Genomic DNA, 13,019 nt, shown 5'->3' with positions numbered 1-13,019 from the left:
GCGGGGCAGGGCAGGGCGGATTCCGGCGTTGGCAAGCGGGACGCCGCCGAGCCGTGGCGAGTGATCTCCGCCACCACGACCAAGTACAAGTCGGCCGGTCCTCTGGGACGGGTGCAGGCCCTCCGGGCCCGCGTCCGGTACTGGCTGGACCGGCCGCTCACGCCGTACCTGCTGATCGTCGGCACCACGCTGCTGCTGGTGGTGCTCGGTCTGATGATGGTCTTCTCGGCCTCGCAGATCCTGGCCCTGAACCAGCACCACACCGCGCAGTACTACTTCCTCAAGCAGTTGATCTCGGCCATCCTCGGCCTGGTCCTGCTGATCGGCTTCGCCTCCGTCCCGCTGGCGGTGCTGCGGGTGATCGTCTACCCGGTGATGTTCGGCGTGATCGGCGCGCTCGCGCTGGTCGCCGTGCCCGGCATCGGGGTGCGGATCAACGGCAACCAGAACTGGCTGAACTTCGGGTTCTTCCAGTTCCAGCCCTCCGAGTTCGCCAAGCTCGCGCTGGTGCTCTGGGGCGCCGACCTGCTGGCCCGCAAGCAGAAGGCCGGCACCCTCAACTCCTGGAAGCACCTGCTGGTGCCGCTGGTGCCAGGGGCCCTGCTGCTGCTCGCGCTGATCATGATCGGCGGCGACATGGGCACCTCGATGATCCTGGTGGCCATGCTGTTCGCGCTGCTGTGGATGGTCGGCGCCCCGCTGCGGCTGTTCGTGGCCACCCTCGGAGTGGCGGTCGTGGTCTGCACCGCCCTGGTGGTCACCGTCCCGCACCGCGCCGAGCGCCTGGGCTGCATAGGCATCACCAAGCTCGACCCGGAGGGCGCCTGCTTCCAGGCCCTGCACGGCGTCTACTCGTTCGCGCTCGGCGGAGGCTTCGGTACCGGCTTGGGCGCCGGCGTGGAGAAGTGGGGCCAGCTACCCGAGGCGCACACCGACTTCATCTTCGCCGCGACCGGCGAGGAACTGGGTCTGGTGGGGACGCTGTCGGTGATCGGTCTCTTCGCGGCACTAGGCTACGCGGGTATCCGTGTGGCCATCGGTACGAAGGATCCCTTCGTCAGGTACGCCGCGGGAGCCGCCACCACCTGGATCATGGCGCAGGCCGTGATCAACCTGGGGTCGGCGCTGGGACTGCTGCCCATCGCGGGCGTCCCGCTCCCGCTGTTCTCCTACGGCGGTTCCGCCATGCTGTCGGCCATGTCCGCGATCGGAGTGCTGCTGTGCCTGGCACGCAGCACCTCGGGCGCGAAGGCGGCCCTGGCCGCCCGGAGCAAGAACTCCCGGATCAGGAAGCGACTGGCCCGGGTGCTGCCACGACGACGAACCACAGCGCGCCCGGCCCCCGGGCCGGCACGCAGGGAGCGGTGAATTTCGGTGCATGTCGTACTCGCCGGCGGGGGGACCGCCGGTCACATCGAGCCGGCGCTGGCCCTCGCGGACGCCCTCCGCAGGCACGACCCGTCCATCGGGATCACCGCCCTGGGTACCGAGCGCGGTCTGGAGACCCGACTGGTGCCCGAGCGCGGCTACCAGCTGGAGCTGATCCCGGCCGTCCCGCTGCCCCGCAAGCCCACCCCCGAGCTGATCACCGTCCCCGGCCGGCTGCGCGGCACCGTCCGGGCCGCCCAGGAGATCATCGAGCGGGTCAACGCCGACGCCGTGGTCGGCTTCGGCGGGTACGTCGCGATGCCCGCCTACCTGGCCGCCAAGCGGGCCGGTGTGCCGATCGTGGTGCACGAGGCCAACGCCCGGCCGGGCCTGGCCAACAAGATCGGCGCCCGCTACACCGACTTCGTGGCGGTCTCCACCCCGGACAGCAAGCTGCGCGACTCCCGGTACATCGGCATCCCGCTGCGCCGGACCATCGCCACCCTGGACCGCGCGGCCGCCCGTCCGGAGGCCCGCCACTACTTCGGCCTCGACCAGAGGCTGCCCACCCTGCTGGTCTCCGGCGGCTCCCAGGGCGCCCGCCGGCTCAACGAGACGATCACCTCGATCGCCCCGCGGCTGCAGCAGTACGGCGTGCAGATCCTGCACGCGGTCGGCCCGAAGAACGAGCTGCCGCAGGTCGCGGACGTCCCCGGGATGCCGCCGTACCGCCCGGTGCCGTACATCGACCGGATGGACCTCGCCTACGCGGCCGCCGACCTGATGCTCTGCCGGGCCGGCGCCATGACGGTGGCCGAGCTGGCGGCCGTGGGCCTGCCCGCCGCCTTCGTGCCGCTGCCGATCGGCAACGGCGAGCAGCGGCTGAACGCCCAGCCGATGGTCAAGGCCGGCGGCGGCCTGCTGGTGGACGACGCCGAGCTGACCTCGGACTGGGTGCTGCAGAACGTGCTGCCGGTGCTCACCGACCCGCAGCGGCTCTGGGACATGAGCCGGGCCGCCGCCGAGTTCGGCCGCCGGGACGCGGACGACCTGCTGGTCGGCATGGTGTACGAGGCGATCCAGGCCCACCGGGGCGGTCGCCGTCGTGGCTGACGGTCGGCCCGCCGACCCCCTGGAGGAGCAACTGGAGGACGAGGAGTCCGCTCCTCGCCTCCGGCTCTCCAGGCGGGGCATCGCGGTGCTGAGCGTGCTCGGCGCCGCGGTGCTCGGCGTGCTGGCCTGGCTGGTCTTCTTCTCCTCGGTGCTGAACGTGCGCGACGTCGCCGTCCAGGGCACGCCGGACGGGAAGCTGACCTCGGACCAGGTCCGCGAGGCGATCGGCGGGCTGGCCGGCGGCCCACTGGCCAGGGTGGACCTGGACGGGGTCAAACACCGGGTGGAGTCGATCCCCCGGGTGGCGAAGGCCGAGGTGTGGCGCGGCTGGCCGCACACGCTACAGGTCAAGGTCGTGCAGCGCACCGCGGTGGCCGCCGTCAAGGGGGATGACGGTCAGTTCACCCAGGTGGATGCCTCCGGAGTGAGCTTCGCCACCGAGGCGGCCCCGCCCGAGGGCGTGCCGGTGGTGGAACTGCGGCTCAGTCAGCAGGCGAAGGACGTGGACGGAGTGATCTCCCGCGCCCAGCTGGTGCAGGGCGCCGTGTCGGTGGCCGCCGGGCTGCCGCAGGAGATCTCCAAGCGGGCCGGATCGGTGCTGGTGCACTCGTACGACGACATCGAGCTGCAGCTCAGCGGGGGTGCGACGGTGCGCTGGGGGAGCCCCGAGCAGAACGACCGCAAGGCCCTGGTGCTCGTGGCGCTGATGAAGCAGAAGGGCACCAACTTCGACGTGACCGCGCCGGAGGCGCCGGCGGTGTCGGGGTGATCCGCTAGATTCTGTGCCCGAGGGAGGGGTTGACGCCTGGGAGTGTCGGCCCGACCCTTGGTGGTCACCCCCGGTTTCGTATGCCGGCCGATGATCACATAGGCTCAAAAGAAAAGGGGAAGCTCGGCGTGTTCGTTGAAACACGTGCCCGGAGCCACCTAGTGTCCTGTGTCACCGGACTGTGTCCTTTGGCGATGTGACGGAGACACAGGACTAACCCTAAAGGTCAAGTTTAGGGTTGGGGTCGGCGGTCGGCATTTCGGACATTCAGTCAGAAACCAGGCTCCCTCCCCATCGACATCCGTCGGAACGGCCCCTCACCGGGCCTGTCCGACCCGGAAATTCGAGGCGAGAGGCCTTCGACGTGGCAGCACCGCAGAACTACCTCGCAGTCATCAAGGTCGTCGGAATCGGCGGCGGTGGTGTCAACGCCATCAACCGGATGATCGAGGTCGGTCTCAAGGGCGTCGAGTTCATCGCGATCAACACCGATGCGCAGGCCCTCCTCATGAGCGACGCCGACGTCAAGCTCGATGTGGGCCGTGAACTCACCCGGGGCCTCGGCGCCGGCGCCAACCCCGAGGTCGGCCGCAAGGCCGCCGAGGACCACCGCGAGGAGATCGAGGAGGTCCTCAAGGGGGCCGACATGGTCTTCGTGACCGCCGGTGAGGGCGGTGGCACGGGCACGGGCGGCGCGCCCGTCGTCGCCAACATCGCCCGCTCGCTGGGCGCCCTGACCATCGGCGTGGTCACCCGCCCCTTCACCTTCGAGGGCCGCCGCCGGGCCAACCAGGCCGAGGACGGCATCGCCGCCCTGCGCGAAGAGGTCGACACCCTCATCGTGATCCCCAACGACCGACTGCTGTCCATCTCGGACCGTCAGGTCAGCGTTCTCGACGCCTTCCGCTCGGCCGACCAGGTCCTGCTCTCCGGTGTCCAGGGCATCACGGACCTGATCACCACCCCGGGTCTGATCAACCTCGACTTCGCCGACGTCAAGTCCGTCATGTCGGAGGCCGGTTCGGCGCTCATGGGCATCGGCTCGGCCCGCGGCGAGGACCGCGCGAAGGCGGCCGCCGTGATGGCGATCTCCTCGCCGCTGCTGGAGGCCTCGATCGACGGCGCCCGCGGCGTGCTGCTGTCCATCTCGGGCGGCTCCGACCTCGGTCTGTTCGAGATCAACGAGTCGGCCCAGCTGGTCAGCGAGGCCGCCCACCCCGAGGCCAACATCATCTTCGGTGCGGTCATCGACGACGCGCTCGGCGACGAGGTGCGGGTCACCGTCATCGCGGCCGGCTTCGACGGCGGCCAGCCGCCGGCGATCGTCCGCGACCCGGTGGTGAAGTCCACCGCCCCGGAGCGCCCGGCCACCCCGCCGGCCGCCCCGGAGCGCCCGGCCGGCCGCCCGTCGTACGGGAGCATCGGCTCGGTGACGTCGCGTTCGGAGGGGGAGGCCCAGTCCGCCCCGGCCCGTTCGACCGAGACCCAGGCCACCACGACCGCCGCCGCCCCGGTGCCGCCGCAGGTGCAGCCGGCCCGGCAGCCGTTCGTGGAGAGCCCGGCCGAGGAGCTCGACGTCCCGGATTTCCTTAAGTGATCGATCGCGCGGTACACGCGGGTGCTCACTTCGCCTTCACCGACCGGTGGGGCGGGGTGAGCACTTCGCCGTACGGGGAGCTCAACCTCGGCGGCGCGGTGGGGGACGACCCGGAGGCCGTCCGGGAGAACCGGGCGATCGCCGCCCGCGAACTGGGGCTGAACCCGGCCGACGTGGTCTGGATGAACCAGGTGCACGGCGCCGAGGTCGCCGTGGTGACGCAGCGCCAGCCGCACGGGGAGGCCCCGACGGTGGACGCGGTGGTCACCGACCGGCCGCTCGCGCTGGCCGTGCTGACCGCCGACTGCACCCCGGTGCTGCTGGCCGACCCGGTGGCGGGCGTGGTGGGCGCGGCCCACGCGGGCCGGCCCGGGCTGGCGGCCGGGGTGGTGCCCGCGGTCGTCCGGGCGATGGTCGGGCTGGGGGCCGAGCCGGCGCGGATCACCGCCGCCACCGGCCCCGCGGTCTGCGGCCGCTGCTACGAGGTACCGGCCGAACTGCGCGCCGAGGTCGCCGCCGTGGTGCCGACGGCCTTCGCCGAGACGTCCTGGGGGACTCCGGCGCTGGACGTGCCGGAGGGGGTCGCGGCCCAGCTGGCCGCGGCGGGGGTCACCGGGCTGGTGCGCTCACCGGTCTGCACCCTCGAATCCGCCGATCACTACTCCTACCGCCGCGAGCAGCGCACGGGCCGGCTCGCGAGCTACGTCTGGTTGGGCTCTGAAAACTGATGACGAACGACATCTACGGACCGTTCCCGGGCGGTTCGGCCGGCTTTCCCGACAAGAACTGGCTCGAAGCCCTGACCGAGGGCCAGCGGGCCCGGTACGAGGAGCTCGGGACCAACCTCGAAGTGGTCGAGCGCCGGATCTCGGACGCCTGTGCGGCCGCCGGACGCCCGCGCGACGAGGTCACCCTGATCGTCGTCACCAAGACCTACCCGGCCGAGGACACCGCACTGCTGGCCGGCCTGGGTGTGACGGACGTCGCGGAGAACCGCGACCAGGACGCCGCGCCCAAGGCGGAGCAGTGCAGAAACCTTCCTCTCGACTGGCACTTCGTCGGACAGTTGCAGACCAACAAGGTCCGCTCGGTCGTCCGGTACGCGAACCACGTGCACTCGGTGGACCGGCTGCGGCTGGTCGAGTCGCTCTCGGCGGCGGTGCTCAAGTCCGGGCGCCCGGAGCTGGGTTGCCTGGTGCAGGTGGCGCTGGACAAGGAGCACGGCGAGGGCGAGCACCGCGCCGGAGTCGCTCCGGCGGACGTCGCCCGTCTGGCCGACGCCATCGCCGACACGCCCGGGCTGCGACTGGACGGTGTGATGACCGTCGCTCCGCTGGTCGGCCCATTGGCCGGAGACCCGGCGGGGGCGTTCGGCCGGTTGGCGGAAATCGCAACCGCCGTACGGACGGCCCATCCTGCTGCCACCATGGTCTCCGCAGGGATGAGCGGCGACCTTGAGCAGGCGATTGCCGCCGGGGCGACACATGTGCGCGTCGGAACGGCGGTACTCGGAGTGAGGTCACCCCTCAGGTAACGTCACCGGGTAAGTAGATCAGACTGCAGGACAAAATAGGACAGAATCTAGCAGCTCTCCGGAGCGCTAGCGAACCGTGGATCGCAGCTCCGCGGCCCCCACTCCACAACTCTGACAGGTCGTCGTCCTGACGCGCCGTCGTGGAGGGACCGCGGAATCCGCAGGCAGGGCCGTGGCCCGGCCGCCGGGACGGAGCTGGTCCGCACGGAGCGAGCGGAGCGAGCGACCATCGGAAGGTGCGCGTTCCGCGAATCAGTCACCGAGCGTCAGCGAGGTGGCCATGAGCGGAGGAGACAGGAGCATGGCCGGCGCAATGCGCAAGATGGCGGTCTACCTCGGCCTCGTGGAGGACGAGACGTACGACGGCCAGGGGTACGACCCCGACGACGACTACGACGCGGACCCCGAGCCGATTCGCACGGGGCAGCGGACCGAGGACATCCCCCGGCCGGCCGCCGCTGCCGCCGCCGCACCCGCCCCGGTCTCCTCGATCACCCCGCAGCCGGTCCCGGCGGCGGTGCCGATCCGACAGGAGACTCCGAGGATGGCCCCCGTGTCGTCCATCACACCCGAACGTCGCCACAACCTGGAGAAGAGCTCCCCGGTGATCATGCCCAAGGTAGTGAACGAACGAGAGCCCTACCGCATCACCACGTTGCACCCCCGGACCTACAACGAGGCCCGTACCATCGGGGAACAGTTCCGTGGTGGGACCCCCGTGATCATGAATCTGACCGAGATGGACGACACCGACGCGAAGCGCCTCGTAGACTTCGCCGCTGGACTCGTCTTCGGTCTGCACGGCAGTATCGAGCGCGTGACACAGAAGGTGTTCCTGCTGTCGCCTGCTAACGTCGATGTCACGGCGGAGGACAAGGCTCGGATCGCCGAGGGTGGGTTCTTCAACCAGAGCTGACCCGGCCACGACTTTACGTGTGGATCTGATCAACAGTCAGTGGTTGACGACAGGTGACGAGCGGCAGGCCCTAGGGCCCGGGACCGGGGAGAGGGAAACGCGATGGACATCGTGTGGGCGGTGCTCTACTACGCCCTGACCGTCTTCCTGGTGTTCCTGCTGGTGCGGCTGGTCATGGACTGGGTCTTCCAGTTCGCGCGTTCGTGGCGGCCCGGCAAGGCCATGGTCCTGGTCCTGGAGGCCACGTACACTGTCACGGATCCGCCGCTCAAGCTTCTTCGGCGGTTCATTCCGCCGTTGCGTTTCGGGGGCGTGGCGCTCGACCTGTCCTTCTTCGTACTGATGATCATTGTGTATGTCCTGATCTCGCTTGTGCACCCCTAGTCGTAGGTGAGCGATGCGACAGGATGCCGGTGTGCCGACGATCACGTTGAGGTGAAGAGATGCCATTGACCCCCGAGGACGTTCGGAACAAGCAGTTCACGACCGTCCGCCTGCGTGAAGGCTATGACGAGGACGAGGTCGATGCCTTCCTCGACGAGGTCGAGGCGGAGCTGACCCGCCTCCTCCGGGAGAACGAGGACCTGCGCGCCAAGCTGGCCGCCGCGACCCGCGCCGCCGCGCAGAACCAGGCCAACATGCGGAAGGAGCCGCCGCAGGAGGCGGCCCGACCGGCCGCTCCCGTTCCGGCCGCCATATCCGGTCCGCCGGTCCCCGGCCAGCAGGGCCCGGGCGGCCCGCAGCAGATGGGCCCCGGTGGTCCGCAGCAGCAGCAGATGGGCCCGGGTGGACCCCAGCAGCAGATGGGCAACCAGCCGCTCGGCCTGCCCTCCGGCGCGCCGCAGCTCCCGGCCGGCCAGGGCGGTCCGATGGGCCCCGGCGGTCCGCAGCAGATGAACCAGACCATGGGCGGCCAGCAGCAGCTGGTCCAGCCGATGGGCGGTCAGATGCTCCAGCCCATGGGCGGTCCCGGTGGCCCGCAGCAGATGGGCAACCCGATGGGCCAGGGCATGGGCCAGCAGCAGATGCAGCAGATGGGCGGCCCCATGGGCGGCCCGCAGCAGATGGGTGGTCCGCAGCAGCAGATGGGCGGCCCCATGGGCGGCCCGATGCAGCAGCAGGGCCCCGGTGGCGACAGCGCCGCCCGTGTGCTGGCGCTCGCTCAGCAGACCGCCGACCAGGCGATCTCCGAGGCCCGTTCCGAGGCCAACAAGATCGTCGGCGAGGCGCGCAGCCGTGCCGAGGGTCTTGAGCGCGACGCCCGGGCCAAGGCCGACGCCCTGGAGCGGGACGCGCAGGAGAAGCACCGCGTCGCGATGGGCTCGCTGGAGTCCGCTCGCGCCACGCTGGAGCGCAAGGTCGAGGACCTGCGGGCGTTCGAGCGTGAGTACCGTACGCGCCTGAAGTCGTACCTGGAGACCCAGCTCCGTCAGCTGGAGTCGCAGGCCGACGACTCGCTCGCCCCGCCGCGGATCCCCGCCACCGCGTCGCTGCCGCCGGCGGCCTCGTCGATGGCGCCGACCGGCGCGAGCGCGATGACCTCCGGTGGGTCGTCGTTCGGTGGCAGCCAGCCGTCGTTCGGTGGGAACTCGCCGTCCTTCGGCGGGCAGAGCTCCTTCGGCGGGAACTCGGGTGCGCCGAGCTTCGGCGGGCAGTCGAACGGTGGCAACAGCGGGGCTCCGCAGATGCAGCCGGCCGGGATGACCCAGCCGATGGCGGCCGTCCGGCCGCAGCCGCCGCAGCCGATGCAGCAGGCTCCGGCGCCGATGCGGGGCTTCCTGATCGACGAGGACGGCGACAACTGAGGTTGTAGCAGGGCCTTTTGAGGGGCGTCCCCCTTTCCGACCTCCGGGTCGGGGAGGGGGACGCCCTTTTTCGTGTCGGGGGAGCGCGGGGAGAGGGGTGGGGGCGTGGGGGTACGGCGAAGCCGCCGTCGCCCTTCGGGGCGACGGCGGCTTCGCCGGGGTGGGTCAGGCCTTGCGGAGCTGGAAGGCGAGGCCGAGGGACTCGTCGGCGAAGGTCTCGGAGTTCCAGTCGGCCGCGCCGGCGGCGAAGTCCGTGGCGAGGACCTCCTCGGCGACGAGGGGGCCGTGCTCGGCGATGGCCTCGGCGGTCTCCTCCGAGGTGGCGCGCCAGCGGAGGACGATGCGGTCGGCGACGTCGAGGCCGGAGTTCTTGCGGGCCTCCTGGATCTGGCGGATGGCGTCGCGGGCGATGCCGAGCCGCTTGAGCTCCGGGGTGATGGCCAGGTCGAGGGCGACGGTGGCGCCGGACTCGTTGGCGACGGCCCAGCCCTCGCGCGGGGTCTCGGTGATGATCACCTCGTCGGGGGAGAGGGTGATCGTCTCGCCGTTGAGCTCGACGTCGGTCTCGCCGTTCGCCCGCAGCTCGGCGGCCAGGCGGGCGGCGTCGGTGGCGGCGACCGCCTTGGCGACGTCCTGCACGCCCTTGCCGAAACGCTTGCCCAGCGCACGGAAGTTGGCCTTGGCGCTGGTGTCGACCAGCGAACCGCCGACCTCCGCGAGCGACTCCAGGGTGGAGACGTTGAGCTCCTCGGCGATCTGCGCGCGCAGGTCGGCGGGCAGCTCCTCCCAGCCCTGGGCGGCGACCAGCGCGCGGGAGAGCGGCTGACGGGTCTTCACGCCGGACTCGGCGCGGGTGGCCCGGCCCAGCTCGACCAGGCGGCGGACCAGCGCCATGTTCCGGGAGAGCTCGGTGTCGATCAGCGACTCGTCGGCCTGCGGCCAGCTCGCCAGGTGCACCGAGGCCGGGGCGTCCGGGGCGACCGGGACGACCAGGTCCTGCCAGACCCGCTCGGTGATGAACGGGGTGAGCGGGGCCATCAGACGGGTGACCGTCTCCAGCGCCTCGTGCAGGGTGGCGAGCGCGGCGGCGTCGCCCTGCCAGAAGCGGCGGCGGCCGCGGCGGACGTACCAGTTGGACAGGTCGTCGACGAAGCCGGAGAGCAGCTTGCCGGCGCGCTGGGTGTCGTACGCCTCGAAGGCCGCGTCGACCTCGCGGACCAGGGTGTTCAGCTCGGAGAGCACCCAGCGGTCGAGCTGCGGGCGGTCGGCCGGGGCCGGGTCGCTCGCGGAGGGGGCCCAGTTCGAGGTGCGGGCGTACAGGGCCTGGAAGGCGACGGTGTTCCAGTAGGTGAGGAGGGTCTTGCGGACCACCTCCTGGATGGTGCCGTGGCCGACCCGGCGGGCCGACCAGGGCGAGCCGCCGGCCGCCATGAACCAGCGGACGGCGTCGGCGCCGTGCTGGTCCATCAGCGGGATCGGCTGCAGGATGTTGCCCAGGTGCTTGGACATCTTGCGGCCGTCCTCGGCCAGGATGTGGCCCAGGCAGACGACGTTCTCGTAGCTGTTCCTGTCGAACACCAGGGTGCCGACGGCCATCAGCGTGTAGAACCAGCCGCGGGTCTGGTCGATCGCCTCGGAGATGAACTGCGCCGGGTAGCGCTTCTCGAACAGCTCCTTGTTCTGGTACGGGTAGCCGTACTGGGCGAAGGGCATCGAGCCCGAGTCGTACCAGGCGTCGATGACCTCGGGCACGCGGGTGGCGGTGCCGCCGCAGTCGCGGCAGGCGAAGGTCACCTCGTCGATGAACGGGCGGTGCGGGTCGAGGTCGCTCTGGTCGGTGCCGGTCAGCGCGGTCAGCTCGGCCAGCGAGCCGACGCAGGTCAGGTGGCCCTCCTCGCAGCGCCAGATCGGCAGCGGGGTGCCCCAGTAGCGGTTGCGGCTGAGCGCCCAGTCGATGTTGTTGTTCAGCCAGTCGCCGAAGCGGCCGTGCTTGACCGTCTCCGGGAACCAGTTGGTGGCCTCGTTCTCGCGGATCAGCGCGTCCTTGACGGCGGTGGTCCGGATGTACCAGGACGGCTGCGCGTAGTAGAGCAGCGCGGTGTGGCAGCGCCAGCAGTGCGGGTAGCTGTGCTCGTACGGGACGTGGCGGAAGAGCAGGCCGCGCTCCTGGAGGTCCGCGACCAGGGCCTCGTCGGCCTTCTTGAAGAACTGGCCGCCGACCAGCGGGACCTCGGGGGCGAAGGTTCCGTCGGCGAGCACCGGGTTGACCACCGGCAGGCCGTAGCGGCGGCAGACCGCGAGGTCGTCCGCGCCGAAGGCCGGGGACTGGTGGACGATGCCGGTGCCGTCCTCGGTGGTGACGTAGTCGGCGTTGAGGACGAAGTGCGCGTTCTCGATCTCGACCAGCTCGAAGGGGCGCTGGTAGTTCCAGTGCTCCATCTCGGCGCCGGTGAAGGACTCGCCGGTGGTCTCCCAGCCCTCGCCGAGGGCCTTGGCGAGCAGCGGCTCGGCGACGACCAGCTTCTCGTTGCCGTCGGTGGCCACCACGTAGGTGACCGCCGGGTTGACCGCGAGGGCGGTGTTGGAGACCAGGGTCCACGGGGTGGTGGTCCAGGCGAGCAGGGACGCCTGGCTGGCCAGCGGGCCGCCGGTGAGCGGGAAGCGGACGTAGACCGAGGGGTCGACCACGGTCTCGTAGCCCTGGGCCAGCTCGTGGTCGGACAGGCCGGTGCCGCAGCGCGGGCACCAGGGGGCGACGCGGTGGTCCTGGACCAGCAGGCCCTTGTCGAAGATCTGCTTGAGCGACCACCAGACGGACTGGACGTACGACGGGTCCATCGTCCGGTAGGCCTCGTCGAGGTCGACCCAGTACCCCATGCGGGTGGTCAGCTCGGCGAAGGCGTCGGTGTGGCGGGTCACCGACTCGCGGCACTTGGCGTTGAACTCGGCGATGCCGTACGCCTCGATGTCCTGCTTGCCGGAGAAGCCCAGCTCCTTCTCGACGGCCAGCTCGACCGGGAGGCCGTGGCAGTCCCAGCCGGCCTTGCGGGCGACGTGGTAGCCCTTCATCGTCCGGTAGCGCGGGAAGACGTCCTTGAAGACGCGGGCCTCGATGTGGTGGGCGCCGGGCATGCCGTTGGCGGTCGGCGGGCCCTCGTAGAACACCCACTCGGGGCGGCCCTCGGACTGCTCCAGGCTGCGCTGGAAGATCTTGTTGTCCTGCCAGAACGACAGGATCTGGTGCTCCAGGGCAGGCAGGTCCACCTGCGCCGGGACGGGGTTGTAGGAGCTGCTCATCGCGGGCGTCGACCTCCGGCGGATGCTGGGACTGGATCCTCCGGAGGGACGAGACGGCCTGGCCGCCCCGCGGTACCACCCTCCTTGGCCGCGGTGCTGCGTTGCGGCCCTCTTGTTTGGGCTTGCTGCCGGTTCTAGTGGGCCGCCGCGGGCTGCGCGGTGGCCGTTCTTCCGGCGGCTCCGGGGTGATCTTCCCGTCGTGCACACCCCCGGGCTCGCACCGTCCCCGGGTCGCTGGTGGCTGCGTACGTCGGTACTCGTCCCATCTGCGCCTTGCAAGGGCCAGTGTATCGGCCGGGCGAGACGGTTTGTCCAAACGGTTTTCCGGGGGTGGCCGCGGGGGCGGTTCCGGGGTGCTGGCGGAGGGGGCTCAGGGCGGTCGGAGGGGGTGGTTAGGCGGGGGTGAGGTGGGCACAAGTCTGTCAGCGCGCGGGGCGTGGCGGTTGGGGCGGCTGCCTGGGTGGGATCATCGTGAGGCGCCGGTATGTCATGTTGTGACCGGTTTTGATCGGGATTATCGTTCCGGCACTGGAAGCCGCCGGGAACCGGCGGCTCGATTCGTTCGTAGATGGGGTCGAGGCCATGGCTGAGAAGGCAATCGGCGCGGGTACCGCCACCAA

At 70.8% G+C, this 13,019-nt stretch carries 10 protein-coding genes; 9 read left to right on the top strand and 1 reads right to left on the bottom strand.

Annotated elements, in window-relative coordinates:
* The first annotated feature begins 60 nt into the window (after nucleotides 1-60).
* The 9 genes from ftsW (at nucleotide 61) to RZ50_RS12020 (ending at nucleotide 9,102) form a co-directional block, all read left to right on the top strand.
* Nucleotides 61-1,368 (top strand): putative lipid II flippase FtsW, encoded by a 1,308-nt coding sequence (ftsW, locus tag RZ50_RS12060; RefSeq protein ID WP_374199913.1) that lies wholly within the window; start codon nucleotides 61-63, stop codon nucleotides 1,366-1,368.
* A gap of 6 nt (nucleotides 1,369-1,374) precedes the next feature.
* Nucleotides 1,375-2,481, top strand: coding sequence for an undecaprenyldiphospho-muramoylpentapeptide beta-N-acetylglucosaminyltransferase (murG, locus tag RZ50_RS12055; protein WP_196950565.1), 1,107 nt, complete (start codon nucleotides 1,375-1,377; stop codon nucleotides 2,479-2,481).
* Nucleotides 2,474-3,250 (top strand): FtsQ-type POTRA domain-containing protein, encoded by a 777-nt coding sequence (locus RZ50_RS12050; protein ID WP_196950564.1) that lies wholly within the window; start codon nucleotides 2,474-2,476, stop codon nucleotides 3,248-3,250. The genes murG and RZ50_RS12050 overlap by 8 nt, the downstream gene beginning before the upstream one ends.
* Nucleotides 3,251-3,614: 364 nt before the next feature.
* Complete coding sequence (ftsZ, locus tag RZ50_RS12045) at nucleotides 3,615-4,847, top strand: cell division protein FtsZ (RefSeq protein WP_217680511.1); 1,233 nt, start codon at nucleotides 3,615-3,617, stop codon at nucleotides 4,845-4,847.
* The gene (gene pgeF / locus RZ50_RS12040) at nucleotides 4,844-5,575 is read left to right on the top strand and encodes a peptidoglycan editing factor PgeF (protein WP_196950563.1); all 732 of its coding nucleotides are present in this window, start codon (nucleotides 4,844-4,846) and stop codon (nucleotides 5,573-5,575) included. The genes ftsZ and pgeF overlap by 4 nt, the downstream gene beginning before the upstream one ends.
* Nucleotides 5,575-6,381 carry a YggS family pyridoxal phosphate-dependent enzyme gene (locus RZ50_RS12035; protein ID WP_196950562.1) on the top strand — a complete coding sequence of 269 codons (807 nt, stop codon included), beginning with the start codon at nucleotides 5,575-5,577 and terminating at the stop codon, nucleotides 6,379-6,381. The genes pgeF and RZ50_RS12035 overlap by 1 nt, the downstream gene beginning before the upstream one ends.
* Before the next feature lie 301 nt (nucleotides 6,382-6,682).
* Complete coding sequence (locus tag RZ50_RS12030) at nucleotides 6,683-7,297, top strand: cell division protein SepF (RefSeq protein ID WP_196950561.1); 615 nt, start codon at nucleotides 6,683-6,685, stop codon at nucleotides 7,295-7,297.
* A 102-nt stretch (nucleotides 7,298-7,399) separates the two neighbouring features.
* Nucleotides 7,400-7,681, top strand: a complete 282-nt coding sequence (locus RZ50_RS12025) for a YggT family protein (RefSeq protein ID WP_030282903.1) — start codon at nucleotides 7,400-7,402, stop codon at nucleotides 7,679-7,681.
* Between the two features lie 59 nt (nucleotides 7,682-7,740).
* Complete coding sequence (locus RZ50_RS12020; RefSeq protein ID WP_196950560.1) at nucleotides 7,741-9,102, top strand: DivIVA domain-containing protein; 1,362 nt, start codon at nucleotides 7,741-7,743, stop codon at nucleotides 9,100-9,102.
* 165 nt (nucleotides 9,103-9,267) lie between these two features.
* Here the strand turns inward: RZ50_RS12020 and ileS are convergent, their stop codons facing one another.
* Nucleotides 9,268-12,399 carry an isoleucine--tRNA ligase gene (gene ileS, locus RZ50_RS12015; RefSeq protein ID WP_196950559.1) on the bottom strand — a complete coding sequence of 1,044 codons (3,132 nt, stop codon included), beginning with the start codon at nucleotides 12,397-12,399 and terminating at the stop codon, nucleotides 9,268-9,270.
* Nucleotides 12,400-13,019: the final 620 nt, after the last annotated feature.

It is taken from the genome of Kitasatospora sp. SUK 42, assembly GCF_015776785.2.
In the GTDB taxonomy this organism is placed as follows: domain Bacteria; phylum Actinomycetota; class Actinomycetes; order Streptomycetales; family Streptomycetaceae; genus Kitasatospora.
The sequence above is the reverse complement of the archived record's forward strand: the minus strand, read 5'-3'. Positions and strand labels throughout refer to the sequence as shown.